The following is an 18,369-nucleotide window of genomic DNA, read 5'->3' as shown; positions in this document are numbered from 1 at the left end:
GGCGGGCGGGCGGGATCCCGCGCTAGTCGGCGGAGAGGTCGAATAGGACTTCGCAGTTGGCGGGGCCGTGCCAGGCGGCCTTGAGGACTTGCCGGTGTTCGATGTCGACGGGATGGGCGGACTGTTGGAAGACGGCCTGGGACCGGGCCGAGTCCTCTTCTTCCAGGGCGTACACCATGAGCGGGCCCGCCGGGGTGTTCACCAGGAGGACGGTCTCGTGTCGCACGCCCTCCTCCTCGAACGTGGCGAGGATCTCGTCCCGGCGAGGGCCGGACAGCGTGGCGAACCATTCACGCAGCCGGTCCACCTGGTCGGGCTCGACTCTGCTGACCGAAACCCTGAGCATCACGCGCCCCCGGTAGGTGTCGACGCCGGACTCATCCGAGACGGTCCAGCCATGAGAAGAAGAGAGGGAAGACCCGCCGGGCCGCGTGGTCGGAGAGCATGCCGTGGCCCTCGCCCTCGATGGCGACCCATTCCGATCCGGACGGCAGGTCGTCCACGTGGGTGCGGACCGCCTCCACGGGGATGCGCGGGTCTCGTGCGCCGTGCGCGACGAAGTGTGGCACGGCGGCGAACGGGACATGTGCCGCGAAGCGACCGGCCGCCGTCCGCAGGAAGGCCTCGACCTGCGGATGCCCGGACCCGTCGAGATCCGAGGGCCGCAGGAAACCGCCGAGCAGGAACACGCCGCGTACCTCGGGCGCGATCCGGGCGACACGGCTCGCCAGGTAGCCTCCGTAGCTCATCCCGCCGACCACGACCGGGCCGATCGCGGTCCGGCGCAGCACGCTCAGCGCGTCGTCCGCGTCGTCCACCCCGTAGTGTCCAGGTAGCGGAGCGCGGACCGCGGGATCGACGAGCCCGCTGCCGCGCAGGTTCGGCTGGACGACGCGCCAGCCGGCCAGTGCCAGCGACTCGGCGAACGGCGACCAGGTCGCCAGGTTCGACCCGTTCGGGCCGCCGTGCAGCAGCAGCACGGTGCCACGCGCCTGGCCCGGAGGGTCGCGCAGCAGGGTGGGCAGGGGGCAGTGCCGCCCCTCGATGACGGTGCAGACGGCGGAAGGCAGGCCGTCGGCACCTGGCGGGGCAGGGTTCAGCCGGACCTGTTCCCCGCCGGCCAGCCGTCCCGCCTCAACCAGTTCGAGCCGGCGCGGCTGCCCGGGGGAGGTCCAGCTCAGGCCGACGAGGTCGCCCTCGGCCCGGACGTCGTCCACCACGATCTGGGCGGGCTCCACCAGGCGGCGCAGCGCACCCGAGCGTACGTGCCAGGCGTACGGGACGCGTCCCGGCCAGGCCTCCAGGACCACGACGACCTCGTGCTCGGACAGCCAAGGCCCGGCCGAGATCACCGGGCCGTCCCAGTGCGAGACGCCGTCGCGGTCCACGCACACGACCCGGCGAGCCCTGCCCTGGCGCAGCAGCAGGGCGATCCGGTCGTGTCCGGGGAACGCGGGCACGACGCACTCGGCCGTCGCTCCGGGCGGCAGCCGCACCTCCCCGGCGACCGGATGCGTGACGGCACGCCCGTCGGGGGTCAGGACCGCGCGCGGCTCGGCGTGCTCCGGTTCCGCGTGGACGCCGGCCAGCGGTATCGGCAGGCTGCTCGCCCGCTCGGCCGCGAGGTCCTGGAACACCTCGGCCACCAGGCGCCCGCCGGTCCACTCCGGGCGGGAGTGCCACCGGGACCCGCTGGTGAGCCTGGTCCACCGGCCGTCCGCGAGCAGCGCGAGGTGGCGATCGGACCAGGCGTCGGTGCTGACCACCGGACCGGCGGGGGTGAGCGCGAACGCCGGTCGTGAGGCGTCGAGCTGTGCCCGCCGGAACGGGGCGGGCAGCGGCCCGGTGATCTCCGGCGACCGGTCGGGCAGCGGAACGACGTCCGGCATCATGGCCTTTCCCACTCAGGAGGGCGTGTACTGCTTCGCCCGCAGCACCACCGGCACGAGGCGGTCCCCGACCAGCAGTTCCACCCGTTCCCCCGGCCGGTGGCTCTCGACCCACGCGTCCAGGTCGTCCAGGCTGCCGAACAGGAAGTCGCCGCAGGAGCGGATGACGTCGCCCGCACGGACCCCGGCCAGGTCGGCGGGCGCGCCGACGGCCACGTCCTGCACCAGCATGCCCTCGCCGCGGACGGCTCCGACGGGGATCACCCCGAGCTCGGTCTTGTGCATGGTGTGGTAGTTCTTCGGCGTTCCGTCCAGGTAGTCGCCGAGCAGCTCCAGGAAGTGGTCCCAGTGGTGCAGGAAGCCGTCGCGCTCGAACCTGCCGTTGCCGTCCGCGGGGAAGCCGTCCTGCCGGAGCTTCAGGCGGGTGTGCGTGTCCCCCGAATCCGCCGGTACGTCCGTCAGCTCGAACGTCATCCGGATCTCGGCGTCGCAGGCGATGAGGCGGATCGCCAGCTCCAGGCGGCGGAACCGGTCCAGGACCTCGATCCGCCCGCCGTAGGTGGTCGGCATGCGCGCGCCGGGGTCGTACACCCAGCACAGCGCCGCCCCCTCGCGTTCGGGCATGACACTGGCCACCGTGCCCAGCCAGTGCTCGGCCGCCCCCGGGTCGAAGATGGTCTGCCAGACCCTCTCCCGGGGGTGCCGCAGCAGGCGCTCCAGGCTGTTGCTCACCATCGTGTACTCCTTCTCATGCTGACTGACGGTCGGCCGGGGGCGGCGTCAGCTCCGCGACCCGGGAACGCGTGATCGTGACACTGGCGAACACGGCGAGCGCGAGCATGATCGCGCCGGCGACCACGAACGACATGCGCAGCCCGGACAGCGAGGCGAGGACGCCGCCCAGCAGCGCGCCGAACGGCATCGCCCCGTAGGTGACCAACCGGTGCACGCCGGTGACCCTGCCGAGCAGGTGGTCCGGTGTGCCGGACTGTCGCAGGGACATCTGGTTGACGTTCCAGATCGCGGCACCGAGCCCGGCCAGGATCTCCCCGGCCCCCGCGATCCACGGGTTCGGCGCCGCGGCGGTGACCAGGCACGCGACCCCCGCCACGACGAGCGCCAGCCGGAGGCTGATCGCCGTGCCGAACCACCTGTTGAGCCGCCCGGCCTGCGCCGCGCCGAAGAGGGCGCCGAAGGAGCCCACGGCGAGCAGCAGGCTGAAGCCGAAGGCGCCCAGGCCGAACACCTGCTGGGCGAAGAGCACGAAAATGGCGCTCTGCGCGAGGCACGCCACGTTGAACAGGCCGGCGATGCCGGTGATCGCCCTCAGCACCGGCTGCCGCCACAGCCAGGAGAAGCCCTCGCCGATGGCCTGCCGCATGCCGCCCTCGCCGAGGGTGTTGCGGGCCACGTGGTAGTCGCCGCGCATCCTGCGCAGGAGGAGGGCGCTGACCAGGAAGGACAGCGCGTCGCCGAAGAAGGAGAGCGACCGCGACATGGTGAACAGCAGACCACCGAGGGGCGGGCCGACGAACGACTCCACCGTGTTCCGCGATCCCACCAGCCACGAGTTGGCCCGCTGGATCCGCTCGGGGTCGTTCGCCACCACCCTGGGCAGCACGGCGGCGCTGGCGCTGTCGAACACGGTGTCGGCGATCGCGATCAGGAAGCCCACCACCATCAGCAGGGCGATGCCGGCGGACCCCGTCGCCACGGCCACCGCGAGCCCCGCGGTCAGCCCGGCGCGGACCAGATCGCTGATCCACATGGCCCGTTTGCGGTCCCACCGGTCGGCCATGACGCCCGCGGGCAGGGCGAACAGCAGCCAGGGCAGCCTGCCGACGACGACCACCGACGACACCACGATCGGGTCGCTGGACAGCGTGGCCGCCAGCAGCGGCAGCGCCGCGGAGGAGATCCCGTTGCCGAGGAGCGACACGGTCGTCGCCCCCCACAGCATGGGGAAGTCCGGCGCGAGCGCGGACAGGCCGAACCGGCTCGGCCGGCGGGGTGGACTCGTGTTGCGCAGGGTGTCCGCCATCATCGGTCCTTTCTGTCGGGTGCACCGGCGGGGAGAGGCTCGGGCGCGAGGTCGAGTCGCAGCAGGCCATGCCGGAGCAACTCGGCCACCAGCTCGCGGCCCTCGCCGGCGGACGGCCCGCCTTCGCCGGAGACCGCGCGGACCAGCTCGTCCACCCGCCACGGGGTACGGGCGAGCAGCCGCCGCACCAGGGGGGCGCAGACGGCGTCGAAGTCGTAGCGCTTGCCGGCGGACACCAGGACGCACCGGCGGCCGTCCTCCTGGAGGGCCACCGGCCGGGGCGAGGCCAGCACCACGACGGTGTCCGGCGGGCAGTCGCCGCCCTGCCCGGCCGCCGCGTACGGCAGCGAGTGCCGGGGCCTGGCCTGCGCGCGGCCGTCCCGTTCGGCGACGTACCGGCGCAGCCCGTCCTCGGTGAGCAGGGCGCCGATCTCCTCCCGCAGCACGGACAGCCGGGCCGCCGTTTCGTCGTCCCAACCGGTGAGCGGCAGGTCGAAGCGCGCCTCCGCGAGGCGGCGCTGCCGCTCGACCACCCATTTCAGGAAGTCCTCGACCACCGGACGGCGGAAGCCGATGGTGAGGTGGACGGTCGTGCCGCCGACGGGCCGGACGGCGTGCCAGTGGCCGCGCGGCACGTACAACGCCTCGCCCTCGCGCAGCTCGAACTGCCGCAAGGGGGTCGCGGGGCATTCGTTGAGGGGCTCGTCGCCGGGCAGCGGCACAGGACGGCCGACGCCGAACAGCTGCCATTCCTTGCGGCCATAGACCTGCAGGATGAGCCCGTCATGGTCGTCCCAGTGCGGGTCGAAGGCGCCGACCTCACCCCAGGAGGCGTAGAGGTTGACGAACACCTCCGCGCGCAGGTCGTGTTCGAGGGCTTCGGCGAGGTCCCGTACCGCCGGAACGGCCTCGTCCACCGAGCCGAAGACCAGCGTCGCGCCTTCGCGCAGCCGGGCGTGCAGTTTCGTGCTGCTGACGCGGAGCGCGGGTTCCCTGCCGACGCCTCGGCCCGGGATCGGCTCGACGTAGGACGACGGGGGCAGCGACTTGTTCGCCTTGGCCACCTGCATCCGCAGCGGCCAGGCCCGGTGGCCGTCGAGCAGCCGGTTGAGCTCGGCCCAGGGCAGCAGGTGGTGGAAGCGGTCCGGCTCGCCGGTGTCGTGGTAGCAGTCCCTGCCCCAGTACCGGTCGAGGAACCGTTCACCGGTCATGGTGCCGAGAACGCGGTCCAGCGCGTGGCCGCCCGCACCGGAGTCGCCGGTGTCGCCGGGGTTCGGCCCCGGCAGGTCGGACAGCGGGTCCAGCTCGCCGACCGTGAGCAGCCTGCGTGTCTCCGCCATGTTCACCCCCGAGGTCAGACGTCGGCCCGGTGGACCGGCAGGCGTGCCGCCGGATCCAGGTCCAGCAGGAGGCGGCGGGCGTGCTCGGCCTCGTCCGGCCGCCCCAGCCGCTCCGCGCACACGGCCGCCGCGTTCGCCGCCGACGCCCCGCGCAGCGTGCCGGAGCCCGCGGCCCGCAGGAACGTCTCCAGCGCGGCCTCCCAGTCGCCGCGCCCGGCGAGGTAGGCGCCGATCGCGTAGAGCGGCTCGGGATCGACGGGGTCAAGGGCGAGCAGTTGCCCGACGGCGTCGTCGGGCGCGCTCGCCGTGCCGGTCAGGGTGTCCAGCTTGAGGTGGGCCTCCAGTACCAGCCCCCGGTTCTCCCGCTGGTAGTGGGCCTGCACCGGGTTCTCGGCCGACCGCGCCAGGGCGTCGTCGTGTTCCAGGGCGGCGCGCATGTGCGCGACCACCGGCTCCCGGTCGCGGCCGGACAGCTCGTGCAGCGCGGCGGCGCGGTGGTAGCGGCTGGTCACCAGGTGCGCCAGCCAGCCCGGCTCCTCGCCGAGACCGGCGAGGGACCGCTCCGCCTCGGCGAGCCATCGGGCCGCCTCCTCCCGGTCGCTGCCACGGGCGCGGGTGGAGACCAGTTGCAGGGCCGCGAGGGTGCGCAGAGCCGGGCGGACGGCGTCGCGGGCCAGCCGGCCGAAGATCTCGTACGGGATGGGGGACTTCCTGTTGAGCTGGTAGGCCGCACGGGACACCTCGTAGACCAGCTGCTGGCGGAGCGGGTCGGCGTCGATGGCGACGGTACCGACCAGGCGTAGGGCGTGGCGGTGGAAGCCGAGTTGCGTGAGCAGGGCGACGACGACGACCCGGCGTGCCGTCGGCAGGTCGGCCCAGCGCTCCAGTGCCTCGACGAGGGCTTGCCAGCGCGGCGAGCGCACCTCCTCGGGGAGCGCCGCGGGCTGGTCGCACAGGTGCCGGTGGCTTCTGGCCTGCACGATGACCTGGTAGCGGGAACTGGTCACGGACACCGTGCTGAACCAGTTGGGCACGACCGCCTCCTCCTCGCCGGTGAGCATCCGGGCGAGGTGGACGGCATGCCGGGAGCGCAGCGGGACGGGGTCGGCGGCATCGCGCAGGTCGAGCCACCCGGTCCAGCGGCGAGCCAGTTCGGCCGTATCGAGCGCGTCCGCCGTCGGGAACCACAGCTCGCCGAATGACCGGGAATCGTCGCGCTGATAGGCGAAGGAAGGCACGTGGGGCTCCTAAACCACTGGGCAGGGCAGGTGGGAAGGCGGGGTGAGCGGTTCGAAGACCTCCGAGCCGTGGCACACGACGCGGTACACGACGTGGTCGTCGGCGGAGGGCAGCCGCACCTCGACCGGCTGGCGTCCGAACAGGGAGTCCGCCGCGTCCAGCAGTGCCGCCAGGTCGGCCGGGGCCCGTCGGAGGGTGCCGCGCCCCGCGATCCGGCTTTCGACGAAGTCCAGGTGCGCCGCGCCGGCCGCGGCCACGGCGTGTCCTCGGTCCCGGTCGCGGCTCTGCAGGCTGCTCGACGGGCGCGCGCCCAGTGCGAGCCTGGCCGCCACCGCCTCGTAGACCGCGTGCCGTACGGCGTCGGCGGTGTCGCCTCTCGCCGCGGCGCCGCAGGTGAGGGCGGTACCGCCGGTTCGGTGGAGCAGAGCGAGCACGATGTCCGGGTACGGCCGGGCCACGCGGACGGTGCGCAGGCCGACCTCGTGATCGCGCAGGCCGGCGAGCAGTCCCGCGGGCAGTACGGAGTCGTGCAGGTGGTCCAGGTCCTCGAACTGGATGTCACCGGTGCGCCAGCCGCGGGCCAGCACGTGCCGCTCGATCACTTCCAGCAGCGCGGACGTCCGTGCCCGCCGCCGGTCCGTGCCCGCGCCGGTGCCGGCCGACGTCTGCACGCACCACCGCTCCTCGGGCGGCGGCGGGTCCCAGCCGAGGAAGACCGCCTGGGCCGGCACCGCCGTCTCGGCGCCGTCGCGCATGCCGGTTCCGACCACCCAGTGGCAGGGCGGAGAACCGGCGTCCAGCAACGCGGCGGGTTCGACCCGGGGGAGTGCGCCGGGATCCGCCAGCAGCGGCAGCACACCGGCCGCCGACACGTGGCTCACGTGCTGGACGTACTCGCCGAGCGCACGCCGCGCCGCCCGGCCAGGGTCGTCGTCGCAGGCTCCGCCGCTGATTCCTGTCTCGTCGCTCATCCAGGCGACGTGGACGGCGCCATTGATCAGAGGGCGCACCGTGGGCCCGGCGGCCCGCACCGCTCCCCGGTGGGTCATACTTACTCCTAGGCGAACATCGACCGTCACTCCAGGTGCGGACGAGGTGGGGTGCCTGCGCAGGCGACCCACCCCACCACGTCCTTCCGATCGGCCGCTCCCAGGTCACGGGTGTGCGGACGACCTACGCGTCAGTAAGACTTGTTGCCGAGCACGTCGAACTCCGCGGCTTCCTCGTCGACCTGACCCAGGTCCCAGCTGATCTCCATGGACGCGTTCACCTCCTCTCGCAGTTCGTGGAATCTTGGCGGGCTCGGAGGTATGGCGCATCTCGCAGATTGCTAGACTGAGCGGTTCACGTCCTGTCGGAATCGGTAGTCGTCGGCCCACCTAATTCGGCGAGGAGAACCGCGAACTCGGCGGCCGCGGTGACCGGATGACTTTCGAAATTCAAGGCCCAAATTTCCCGTTGCTGGATCCTGTTTGCGCATATCTCGCCATATCGCAGGTATTTCTGTAAAAACCGGTTTTGAGGGGCAAAACGCGGGTCTTCCCAGGTCAATGCCATCGCCCGCGTTATCGGATCACCGCGCTGCGGGGAGGACGCGTCCTCACGTGGACGTACTCCGCCCGGTGAGGCGTCCGATTCGTACAAGCCATCGCAGGCAGGGCGGCGGGACCATGAGGATATGGAATTCGACCTGACCAAGGCGGCGACCTTCATGGTCACGCACGCGCCAACTCGGGCGGCTCGGGGGCGTAGAAGCTTCCGCCTCTCCCTGGTCGGGGTGGGGCTGGGCGGGACATGCTAGCTAGTACGGACATGCTAGCTAGCATGTCGCCAATGACAGGGCAGGAAGACCGATGCTGGATGGGGAACTGGCCGAGATCGTCGCGGACCTACGCACGCTCGGTGGTGATATCGCCGATGTCGAGGTGAAGACGTCGCGCACCGAACTGCCGAAGACCACACGTGAGACCCTCTCGGCCTTCGCCAACACCCATGGTGGGGTGCTCATCCTGGGCCTCGATGAGACGAAGGGGTTCGCCCCGACGGGTGTGCGGGACCCGGCGAAACTCGCCGGGGACCTGGCCTCCCTGTGTTCCACCGACATGGAGCCTGCCCTGCGACCGCTGACCCGCGTCCACGACTTCGAGGGCTCGAAGATCATCGTGGCCGAGGTCCCGGAGGTAGATCCGAGCCAACGGCCGTGTTTTTACAAGGGCGCGGGAATGACGCGAGGTAGCTTCATTCGGGTCGGTGATGGCGACCGCCGGTTGTCCAGCTATGAGGTCCAGGTGATGTTGTCTTCGCGTGGACAACCTCGCGAAGACGAACAGGGAGTACCAGGAACCGGGCTCACCATGCTCGATCCGGTGGCCCTGGACTCGCTGATAGCGCGGTTGAGGGTCAGTCGGCCGTACGCCTTCAAGGACCTCGACCGCCATGACGTGCCGGTCAGGCCCCAGCGTGCTCCGGCGAGGTCGAATCTGTCGGCGATGAGATGGCGCATGCAGGCGTCGATGCCGTCGCGGCGCCGAGCGGGTAACGCGGTGGCTTGGGCGGCGACCCAGTCCTCGGCGGCCGGGGCGGCGGGTGGGTGCAGGTTCCATGCCGCGGCCCACAGTTTCTCCAGCACGTGGACGAAATCGATGACGATGTGGACGCCGATGCCGCGGCGGGCGGCCTCGACGGTGATCAGATCGAGCTGGTGCCGGGAGCCGTCGACGAGCAGACCCAGGGACGGGCATGGGTGGGGTCACGGGCTTCGGCGTGGTCGAGGATCTTCTCGATCACCATGTGGGGGTCGTTGATGATCGAGCCGCACAGCCACTTGCGCATCGCGCGTGGCCGGGGGCGGGACGGGCGGTGCCCACCTCGCCCGCCCGGGACGGCGATCACATCATGGGGCCGCCGGGGTGCGGGTTCGGCGTCGTAGACCACGCCGAGGGTGGCCATGCGTTTACGAGCCGGTTTCTCCCCCGAGGCCAGCCGGGTGCGGAAGGTCGCCCTGGCGCGGGCGACGGCCTTGGCGCAGGGCAATGACCAGGTGAGCCGATCACCAAAAGTGCTTTGGGAGCATGGAGTCCTGGCCGATGAGCGTGCCGGGTCACGCTCGCAAAACGAGTCATCTACGGTTCGAGGGGATTGACAGCGGATCCGGTGCACCACAAGCAGCACCGGGCGCAGCATCGCCATCCAACCCCGACGAGGCACTCCTGGCCGAACTCCGCGGGCGTCAGGCCACCCCGGCCGGGCGTGCGCAACTGCGCCAACGCGTCGCCGTCGAGCACGCCCTGGCCCACATCGGCCTACTGGCAAGGACCCCGCGCCCGCTACCGCGGCACCCGCAAAAACCTGTTTGACCTCCGCCGCGCCGCCGTGGTCCACAACCTCTACGTCATCGCCCAAGCGCAAGATCACTAAATGGAAGCCTCTACGAGTCGAGGGGATTGCCACAACCCCACCCTCTGGCCCCAGCTGGACGGTCGATCGGGTATCGGCACGCCCGGGTGGAGTGGGGGCGTACCCGCGGGCTACGCCCCCCACTTCGAGGTTGGTGGTTAGTGGGATTTGGTGGTGAGGTGGAAAGTGGTTACTACTGCAGCGTGGTCGCTAGGCCAGGAGTTGGCTGACGGGTTGGTGGCCGACGGGCGCCCGACGAAGAGGGTGTCGGAGGAGATCAGTTCCAGGCCGCCGGAGGTGGTGTAGTCGACGTAGTCGATCCGGTCCTGCGGCTCCGGCTTCCCGTTGGCGTTGGTGTTGATGACCGGCGACCAGGTGATGCCGGGCTTGGCGCTCGGGTCCGGGTTCGCGGTCCGGTAGGAGTCCAGCAGGCCCGCCGCGCGGAACACAGCGGGAACCGGCCAATCGACCGTACCCGCCTTGCAGTGGGACGCTGACGTGGCGGTGGTCCAGTCGGTCCCGGACGGAGACGCCAGGTCGCCGAGCAGGACGAGCGGCGTACCCGACCGGAGGTCGGTGGCCATGGCCTTGGCGACAGCCTGCGCCTGGGCGTACCGGGTCGTCGACGTCTCCTTGGCGACTACGGACGCGACGTCGGCGCCGTCGAAGCAGGTGCCGTACGGACCGTAGTTCGACTCGTCAAGGTGGACGTCCCAGATCCGTACCGGCTTGCCGCCGACGCTGACCGTCTCCGCGGCAGCCGGAGCCGACGCGGTCGGGAAGACTGTCGTCGTACTGGGAGTCATCGGGTACGACGACACGATGCCGAAATCACCAATTCCGTGCACGGACCATCCCAGGGCGGCGCCGACGGACTGCGCCATCGCATAGCCGCCGTCCTGGAAGCCGATGACTCCGACGCCGCGAGCGGCGATGACAGCGAGGTTCTTGCCAATCGCATCAGTGACGTTGCTGCCCGCGTTCCAGGCGTTCCACGTTGCCGCCTTGAAGTCCGGCGACGTGTTGGGGGCCGCGACCAGCACCTCGACCAGGATCGTCGAGGTCGTACCGCCGCTCGTGGCCGAGACCGTGATCTCTCCGGCATTCTTCTGCCGGCGGTCCGGCGCAGTTCCGGTGACGGCGCCGTCTGCGGTCACGTCGAGCCACGCATCACCTGAGATCTTGGTGAACGAGGTCGGCGCTGCGCCATTCCACAAGCCCAGCAGCGGCTGGCTGACGGCCCCAGAGGTGGGCACCGCCGGAACCTTGAACGTATCGGCGACGAAGCCCTTGGGCAGGCTCGGCCAATTGCCGGCCTGAACCGAGAGCTTGACCCACTGGGCGTACAGAGTGACGACTCCACCGTTCTCGGCGGTCAGGTTCTTCACCGATGCCAGATCGCTGTACACGACCGCTCCGGTCGGAGTCGTGCTCCAGCCGGCGAAGCGGTAGTTGTCCCGGACGAAACCGTTGGGCGCCAGCTCGGCCGCGGTGTCGTAGGTGAACGTACTGGCGTCCGTCGTACCGGCCTCAGCGCTGTTGCGGTCAAAGACGACCTTGTACGTGTTGGCCTCGAAACGCGGCACGACCACGACTTCGGCCGTCGGCATGGTGAAGCTGCCCGCAGCGTCGATGGTGAGACCGGACGGCGTCGACACCTGCCAGTCGTTGAGGTGGTAGCCCGTCGCGGCCGATGGCGTGAGCTTGACGGAGTCACCGGGTGCGGCCGAGCGGACCGACGGCGTACCGCTTCCATGGTCGGCGTCATCGATCGATACGAGGTACTGCCCGTGTGCGCGCCAGCGGGCGTTCAGCGTTATCGACGCACCATCGGTCGGGACGCGGTCGGTGAAGTCAGCGCCATCGGCGTAGACGACAGGCCCGACAGGGCTGGTGGCCCAGCCGGCGAAGTCGGAGCCGCTCAGGGTGTAGCCATTGGCGCTCAGCGGCGCGGCAACGTCGTACTGGACTGGCTGGTCGGCCATGGTCCCGCCGTCGGCGCCGTTGCCGTCGAAGTGGACAGTCGCCGAGTCAGGGACGAACGTGGCCTCCACGGCCACTGCCGCGTTCGGCATGGTGAAGGTGCCGTCGGCCGCGATCGTCAGGTCGCTCGGGCTGGTCACGTGCCAACCGGCGAACTTGTAGCCGCTGTCAGGTGTCGCGGTCAGCGTGACCTTGTCGCCCGGCGTCACCGCGCTGGACGATGCCGAGGCGGTGCCGTGGCCCGAGGACGTCACGCTCACCGTGTTGGTCGGGTAGACGATGTTGATGACGAGGGGCGATCCGATGATCGTGTACCCGTCGTTGTAGAGCAGGCAGACGGCGTACGACCCGACGGTCATGCCGGTGAAGGTCAGCGTGCCGCCGGCGATGGGTGACGAACCGGCCGGCGGGTAGTTGTGCGTACCGGTCTGGGTGTACTGCCAGTACGTCGATTCCACGCCGCAGGTCGTCTTGCCGCGGTACCAGCCGACCCAGTTGCTCGTGCTCAGCTGATTGGCGGGCGCCTTGTAGGAAAGGGATACCGGCGTACCCACCACGGCGGTCGTCTGTGACGTGGCGAGCGGGGCGTTCACCACGGTCATGGTGATCTTCGAGCCGATAATCGTGTAGCCGTCGTTGTAGAGGAAGTAGACCTCGTAGGTTCCAGCAGCCACGCCTGGGAACTGGAGGGTGCCGCTGGCGATCGCCGTACCAGGCACGGTCTGGCTGTTGGTCGCCGTGTACACCCAGTACGTCGACCCGACCTGACCTGGCTTCTGACCGGGCTTGTAGAAGCCGATCCAGTTGGTGCGGGAGACCCGGTCGGCCGGGGCGGAGTAGCTGAAGGTGATCGGGGCACCGGCGGCCACAGTCGTGGTCGGGGTGCTCAGGGCCGGAGTGGCCTCGGTAGTAGACGCCGACGCGGCCGGCGCGGCCGGCGCCGCGACCAGAAGTGCGACGAGGAGTGCGACCACCGCCGTCATCGCGGCGGCGACGCGGGTGCGAAGCGTGCGGATCATCGGGAATCAGTGCTTTCCGATCGTCGCGACGCGGCCGGCGTACCGCTGGGTCCAGCCAGTGCCGGTGTCAGCGGTGATGACGAGGTCGTAGTACCCGTCCTTCGTCGGCCAGGGGACGACCTTGGACTTGCCGCCATCGAGGTGAACGACCTGGGTGCCGCCGAGGTAGTCGTGCGCGCTCAGCGCGTAGCGCACCGGCTCGGTGCCGTCGTTGTACAGCGTGACCTTGACCTTGCCCTCCTGGCCGTTCTCGGCCATCTTCAGGTCGACGTCGACACGCGGGATGCCGAGGTCCTGCTGTCCCGCGGGCACGAGCTGTCCGGCGAACGAGCGTACGAATCCGTCGTTGCAGTAGATAGAGAACGCGTACCTGCCGTCCGTCGTCGAGCTGTCCCAGGTGTACTCGCGCGGCGCGCTCGCACTGACGGTGAACGGCGTACTGGAGAACGCCCGGTACTTGTCCGGGAAGGCCTGGAAGCTCACGGCCTTGCCGTCGGGACCGCCGGCCAGAGTCATGGTGGCGGTGACCTTGCCCGTGACACGGTCCTCGGACAGCGTGGCGTGCGGGTGGAACGAGAGCGGCCGCGGCTTCATGTGGTCGGCAGGGACCGACACCGGCTGCTCGTCGACCGGATTCGGGAAGGTCACCGGGTCGACCTGCGGATGCGCGAAGTCGAGCGCGCTGGTCAGGTCGCCGGCGATCGAACGCCGCCACTTGGTGATGTTGGGGCAGGTGAACGGCTTGCCGAGGTAGGCGGCCCACTTCTCCAGGAACATGATCGACGAGACGTGGTCGAAGACCTCCGAGGCGACGTAGCCGCCGCGAGTCCATGGCGAGACGAGCAGCATCGGCACGCGCGGACCGAAGCCGAGCGGGTAGGAGCCGGCGTACTCGCCCGCCGTACCCGCCTCAGGCCACGGCGGCAGCACGTGGTCGAACTTCCCGTCGTTCTCGTCGTAGTTGAGGATGAAGAGCGTGTGGTTCCAGATCTCGGGGTTGCCCTGCAGGATGTCGATCACCCGCTTGACGTAGCGCTCGCCGTGCAGGGTGTCGGCGGACGGGTGCTCACTCCAGCCGTACGGCGCAACGATCCAGGAGACTGCGGGCAGCGGGAACTCCGCACCCGGCTGGCACGCGTCATGGAAGTCCTTCAGGACGACGTCGAGGTTCTGCTCGGAGTCGTTGTTCGGCGAGGACATGCCGGAGTAGTACGTGCAGTTGCCGCGCCAGATCAGGCCGGTGCCGGGTTGCAGCTTCGGGTCGTCGGGGCTGAGCCCTTTCGGGTCGAACCCCTTGAAGTACTTCAGTTCGTTGTCGCCGTAGTCGCCGACCCAGGTGCTGATGTAGCCCTGCCGCCCGTTGCCGCTGTTGTCCGAGTAAAGGCGCCAGTCGATACCGACCTCCTGGAGCTGCTCGGGCACGGTGATCCACGGACGGCTGTAGTTGGACTCGTCCGTGTTGCCGGTCTCGGTGTTGGCGGTACCACTCCACAGGTACTTGCGGTTGGGGTCGGTCGGCCCAAACTCGGAGCAGAAGTTCTGGTCGCAGATCGTGTACTGCGCGGCCATCGAGTGGTAGAAGCTCATGTAGCCGCCGGAGTGGTAGTTCATGCAGCTGGCGCCGTTGTGCCGCACCCACAGGTCCCACTTGCGGTGGTCGACGTCACCCCACGGCCCGTGGTCGTTGCCCCAGGGACCGTCGTCGACCTTCGGCGTGACGATCTTCCCGGTGCTGTCCTTCTGCTGGAAGACGTTCGTGCCGTCCTGGAAGGTGAGCGCCTGCTTGTCGCCGAAGCCGCGGACGCCGGGGAACTGGCCGAAGTAGTGGTCGAAGGACCGGTTCTCCTGCATCAGGATCACGACGTGCTTGAGGTCGGACATGTCGCCGTGGAAGCCCGTGGGCAGGACATACTCGTCCGACCTGTCGGCGAATGCCCGGCTGGCCGGCCCGGCGAGCCCGCCGAGGGCCAGGGCGCCGGCGGCGAGGCCCGCGCCCTGCAGGACGCGGCGCCGGGTGACGCCGATGACCTGCCCGGCGCTGTCGCCTGGCGCAGGCTCATGTGAAGGGGTGGTTCGGTCGGTGGCCATCGATGGGGTCTCCTCTGGACGGACAGGAATCTGGCGACCCTCACGCAATCAATCGGACCGAAACACCACCTGAACACAGCCGGACCGTCCCCTTCACGCCCCATGTCACCCCAGGATCCTTTTGTCAGGTTTGGTGATGGTTGGCTAGATGCCGTAGATGGTGAAGACATCCGCACGGTCGTGCAGGTCAATGGCGGGCGTGGGCGATGTGGCGCGTCCGGCGAGCCGGTAGGTGCCGATGGCTAGGTTACGGATTCTCTGAACTTGATCTTCTCGCCCTGGATGGCCGGTTTGGGTGTGATCAGGTTCCCCGAACGGTGGTTGGCATGCCGAGGGCCACGGGTGTAGGAGTCGTGGTTCGTCGATCGATCTGGGAGAGTTTGTCTTCTGCTCCGGCCAGGCTGACCCGCAGGCCTTCGACCTCGCCGTGCCGACCTTCTCGTCCGGCTTCGGCGATGCGGGCCAGCAGGTTGTCGCGGATTTCGACGAGCCGGTCGCGTTGGGAGGGGTCGGGCCAAAGCATCGGGCAGCGGATGCAGGCGTGTTCATGGGTGCACGGGGTGCCGAAGGCCCGGCCGCAGGTCCCGGTCCCTTCCGGCGTTCGAAGTGTCCGAGGAACTCCTGCCACTCCTCGTCGGTGGGGACCCGGTACTCCTCAGTGAGGTGATCTCAGCATGCGCCCGCGCAGAACACCTTCAACTGTCTGATCGGACAGCTCGCCGACCCCGCGACCGAGGCGTTGGCCCATGATCGGCTGGAGGAGGTACTCGCCGAGCAGGGGCGTGAGCTGCTGCGCCAACTGTTGCAGGCCCACCTGGACCTGCGCGCGGAGCGCGAGCGGCAATCGGTGGAGTGCGCCCGCGGCCAGGGCACCACTGCCCTGGCCGGCGCCGACCAGATGGTGCGACGCCGCGTGGAGAGCGGGCACCATCGGCAACTGACCACGATCTTCGGGACGATGACCGTCACCCGGTGCGCCTGGCGCAGCCCGGGCGCACCCAACCTCGACCCGGCCGATGCCCAGCTGTCGTTACCGGTGGGGCGGCACAGCCACGGGCTGGCCCGAGCGGCGGTGACCGAAGCTGTCCGCGGATCGTTCGACGCCGCCAAGACCGCCGCGGTGTTCCAGGGCGTGTCCGCCGCCGCGTTCTGGCGCTAGGGAACGGCTTTGATTTGCCACAGTTGGCTGTCGGCGTCAGGGTAATAATTCACGAGATCCACCTGCACCAGCGGCGCGCCCGGAGTGGTGGAGGCGTCCTTCACGGCCAGCACCTTGCCCGAATACTGGGAGACGATCCAGTAGAAGCCCCCCTCCGTGACCTCCTTGAGGTTGAAGCGCATGGATTTGTCAGGTGCGTAGAGATCGAACTGCACCACTCTTTCGGGCCAGTTGGGATGGGCCGACAGCACCTTGCCGGAATGTTCGGCGACGAGATGGTAACCGCCATCAGCGGGGAGTCTGACGCTGGTCCTGGTGGTGGGCCTGAGTTCGAATCGCTGGTTGGCGTTTCCAGTAGGATTCCACTGCACGGCGCGGGCACCGTCGTTGGGGGTTTTCGCCCTCGATGTCGATCGCCAGCCCTGACTTCTTACAGATCAGGTAGGCGCGAGCAGGAATGGCCATATGATCCTCTTGAACCGATGATTGAGGCGACGCTGCGCCGCTCGCCTCTATAACACCCGATCATGGGCGGGAAATCACTTTCCAGCCATGGCCACATCCGGACAGGGCTACAAGCCTCCGCCATTTGTCCATCGGCGGTGTCACCGCCCCTGAGGACAGGGCTACCGCCTGCGATAGTCTCAGAGGGCGTTATGTTAGTTAGCGTAGATTACCGGTTGGGTGACATTCACAAAACACGGACGGACCCCCTGCCGGCGCAGGGGTCCGTCGTCGCACTTCTTATCGGATCATCGTGGTGCGGGGGAGGACGCGGCCTCGCGTGGGTGTACTCCGCCCGGGGAGGTGTCCGATTCGTACAAGGCATCGCGGGTCGGGCGGCGGGACCATGAGGATATGGAATTCGACCTGACCAAGGCGGCGGCCTTCATGGTCACGCACGCGCGGATGATCGACCGCCGCCGTTTCGAGGCGATCACCACCCCGGGCGCGCCGGCGGGCGCGCTCCTTGCCGCGCTGGCGGCGTACCGTAACGATGACGGCGGGTACGGCTGGGGCCTGGAGCCCGATCTGCGGTCCTCCGAGAGCCAGCCCGCGGGGGCGCTGCACGCGTTCGAGGTGCTGGAGGAGATCGGCCGGCCCGTGGGGGAGCCGGCGACGGCGTTGTGCGACTGGCTCGGCTCGGTGACGCTGCCCGACGGTGGGCTGCCGTTCGCGCTGTCGATCGGTGAGCCGGCGGGGTCGGCCCCGTGGTGGCTCGGCGCGGACCCCAAGAGCTCGTCCCTGCACATCACCGCCGCCGTCGCCGCGGCGGCCCATGGTGTCGCCCGGCACGACCCGGCGGTGCGCGACCACGAATGGCTCGCGCGGGTCACCGGCTACTGCCGGCGCGAGATCGCCGACCCCGGACGCCCGCCGGGAGGTTCGTACGAGCTGCGCTACCTCCTGGGCTTCCTCGACGCGATCCAGGATTCGGGCCAGGACGCCGGCCCGGGCGCCGGGGCGGATCTCGAACGGCTCGCCGCCCGGCTCCCGCGGGACGGCGTCCTCCCGGTCGAGGGCGGGCTGGAGGGCGAGGCGCTGCGCCCGCTGGACATCTCGCCGCTGCCGGACCGCCCGCTGCGCCGCTACCTGGCCCCGGACGTCATCGCCGCCGAACTCGGCCGCCTCGCCGCCGGCCAGCAGGGCGACGGGGGGTGGGTCGTGGACTTCGCGTCCCAGTCCCCGGCGGCTGCCCTCGAATGGCGCGGCTACGCCACGGTGAACGCCGTCAAGACCCTCCTCGCGCACGGGAGAGCCCCGAGCTGAGCCGCGGCCACCCGCCGTGGCGCAGGTGGTGGCGTACGGCGGCCCAAGAGGTTCGCAAGCAGGGCAGGCTTGGGCCGCCGTACGCACGCCCCGCATCCGCCGAGCGGGGCCGTGACCCATCGCCGCCCGCGTCGCCAGGTTCGCGATGAGCTCCCGTGCCTCACGAACCCGGACATAAGCTGGCAATGGGCGAATTAATCGGCGTTTCCCTCTACGAGGACCGCCGTACCTGAGGCGGGCGACGCCGTGAGCCGGTTCCCATTCAGCGGTCTCCTTCCTCGTGGACGTGGAACGCTTTGTCGTACCCGGCGAGTACGCTCGAATTACGATGAGTGAACGGCCGTCTCGCTTGTGGAGCGGTCTGGCCGATCTGGTGACCAGTTCACCAGAGTCGGGTTCACGGCGGGTTCACGAAGAATGAACCTCCCGTGCGGCACAATGTGGT

16 protein-coding genes and 1 pseudogene are annotated in these 18,369 nt (G+C 69.7%); 4 read left to right on the top strand and 13 right to left on the bottom strand.

Annotated features, from left to right (window positions below; all coding sequences use genetic code 11):
• Positions 1 to 22: 22 nt before the first annotated feature.
• The 8 genes from AB0H21_RS19690 to AB0H21_RS19655 all read right to left on the bottom strand — a co-directional run bounded on the left by AB0H21_RS19690 (position 23) and on the right by AB0H21_RS19655 (position 8,066).
• The gene (locus tag AB0H21_RS19690) at positions 23 to 346 is read right to left on the bottom strand and encodes a DUF6176 family protein (RefSeq protein ID WP_358519001.1); all 324 of its coding nucleotides are present in this window, start codon (positions 344 to 346) and stop codon (positions 23 to 25) included.
• A gap of 31 nt (positions 347 to 377) precedes the next feature.
• Entirely contained in the window at positions 378 to 1,892 is a 1,515-nt protein-coding gene (locus AB0H21_RS19685) for an alpha/beta fold hydrolase (protein ID WP_358518230.1), read from the bottom strand.
• A 12-nt stretch (positions 1,893 to 1,904) separates the two neighbouring features.
• Positions 1,905 to 2,624 (bottom strand): SRPBCC domain-containing protein, encoded by a 720-nt coding sequence (locus tag AB0H21_RS19680; RefSeq protein ID WP_358518227.1) that lies wholly within the window; start codon positions 2,622 to 2,624, stop codon positions 1,905 to 1,907.
• 13 nt (positions 2,625 to 2,637) lie between these two features.
• Positions 2,638 to 3,933: an MFS transporter gene (locus tag AB0H21_RS19675; RefSeq protein ID WP_358518224.1), complete on the bottom strand. Its 1,296-nt coding sequence runs from the start codon at positions 3,931 to 3,933 to the stop codon at positions 2,638 to 2,640.
• Positions 3,930 to 5,270 carry a cupin domain-containing protein gene (locus AB0H21_RS19670; protein ID WP_358518221.1) on the bottom strand — a complete coding sequence of 447 codons (1,341 nt, stop codon included), beginning with the start codon at positions 5,268 to 5,270 and terminating at the stop codon, positions 3,930 to 3,932. The genes AB0H21_RS19675 and AB0H21_RS19670 overlap by 4 nt, the downstream gene beginning before the upstream one ends.
• Before the next feature lie 14 nt (positions 5,271 to 5,284).
• Positions 5,285 to 6,508 (bottom strand): hypothetical protein, encoded by a 1,224-nt coding sequence (locus tag AB0H21_RS19665; protein WP_358518219.1) that lies wholly within the window; start codon positions 6,506 to 6,508, stop codon positions 5,285 to 5,287.
• A 9-nt stretch (positions 6,509 to 6,517) separates the two neighbouring features.
• Positions 6,518 to 7,558, bottom strand: a complete 1,041-nt coding sequence (locus AB0H21_RS19660) for a YcaO-like family protein (protein WP_358518216.1) — start codon at positions 7,556 to 7,558, stop codon at positions 6,518 to 6,520.
• A gap of 295 nt (positions 7,559 to 7,853) precedes the next feature.
• A complete protein-coding gene (locus AB0H21_RS19655; protein WP_358518214.1) occupies positions 7,854 to 8,066 on the bottom strand; it encodes a hypothetical protein in 213 nt (70 codons plus the stop codon).
• 296 nt (positions 8,067 to 8,362) lie between these two features.
• Between AB0H21_RS19655 and AB0H21_RS19650 the strand changes: the two genes are divergently transcribed.
• Positions 8,363 to 9,313, top strand: coding sequence for an ATP-binding protein (locus tag AB0H21_RS19650; RefSeq protein WP_358518211.1), 951 nt, complete (start codon positions 8,363 to 8,365; stop codon positions 9,311 to 9,313).
• Here AB0H21_RS19650 and AB0H21_RS19645 read toward each other — a convergent pair.
• Positions 9,198 to 9,542: a hypothetical protein gene (locus AB0H21_RS19645; RefSeq protein ID WP_358519028.1), complete on the bottom strand. Its 345-nt coding sequence runs from the start codon at positions 9,540 to 9,542 to the stop codon at positions 9,198 to 9,200. The two genes, AB0H21_RS19650 and AB0H21_RS19645, sit on opposite strands and share 116 nt — an antisense overlap.
• A 112-nt stretch (positions 9,543 to 9,654) precedes the next feature.
• Here AB0H21_RS19645 and AB0H21_RS19640 point away from each other — a divergent pair.
• Positions 9,655 to 9,926, top strand: a pseudogene (locus AB0H21_RS19640) (transposase); the annotation flags it as partial.
• A gap of 137 nt (positions 9,927 to 10,063) precedes the next feature.
• Here AB0H21_RS19640 and AB0H21_RS19635 read toward each other — a convergent pair.
• The 3 genes from AB0H21_RS19635 to AB0H21_RS19625 form a co-directional block, all read right to left on the bottom strand.
• A complete protein-coding gene (locus AB0H21_RS19635; RefSeq protein ID WP_358518209.1) occupies positions 10,064 to 12,907 on the bottom strand; it encodes an InlB B-repeat-containing protein in 2,844 nt (947 codons plus the stop codon).
• A 6-nt stretch (positions 12,908 to 12,913) separates the two neighbouring features.
• On the bottom strand, positions 12,914 to 14,995 hold the full coding sequence (locus AB0H21_RS19630) for an alkaline phosphatase family protein (protein WP_358518206.1): 2,082 nt from the start codon (positions 14,993 to 14,995) through the stop codon (positions 12,914 to 12,916).
• 301 nt (positions 14,996 to 15,296) lie between these two features.
• Positions 15,297 to 15,518: a hypothetical protein gene (locus tag AB0H21_RS19625; protein WP_358518203.1), complete on the bottom strand. Its 222-nt coding sequence runs from the start codon at positions 15,516 to 15,518 to the stop codon at positions 15,297 to 15,299.
• A gap of 216 nt (positions 15,519 to 15,734) precedes the next feature.
• On the opposite strand from AB0H21_RS19625, the gene AB0H21_RS19620 reads away from it, so the two are divergent.
• Positions 15,735 to 16,154: a hypothetical protein gene (locus AB0H21_RS19620; RefSeq protein WP_358518200.1), complete on the top strand. Its 420-nt coding sequence runs from the start codon at positions 15,735 to 15,737 to the stop codon at positions 16,152 to 16,154.
• Here the strand turns inward: AB0H21_RS19620 and AB0H21_RS19615 are convergent.
• Complete coding sequence (locus tag AB0H21_RS19615) at positions 16,151 to 16,525, bottom strand: RICIN domain-containing protein (RefSeq protein WP_358518197.1); 375 nt, start codon at positions 16,523 to 16,525, stop codon at positions 16,151 to 16,153. The genes AB0H21_RS19620 and AB0H21_RS19615 overlap by 4 nt on opposite strands.
• Before the next feature lie 487 nt (positions 16,526 to 17,012).
• On the opposite strand from AB0H21_RS19615, the gene AB0H21_RS19610 reads away from it, so the two are divergent.
• Entirely contained in the window at positions 17,013 to 17,924 is a 912-nt protein-coding gene (locus AB0H21_RS19610) for a hypothetical protein (RefSeq protein WP_358518195.1), read from the top strand.
• Positions 17,925 to 18,369 lie beyond the last annotated feature (445 nt).

Origin of the sequence: Sphaerisporangium sp. NPDC051011, from assembly GCF_040653595.1 — a bacterium.
Taxonomy (GTDB): Bacteria; Actinomycetota; Actinomycetes; order Streptosporangiales; family Streptosporangiaceae; genus Sphaerisporangium.
The sequence above is the reverse complement of the archived record's forward strand: the minus strand, read 5'-3'. Positions and strand labels throughout refer to the sequence as shown.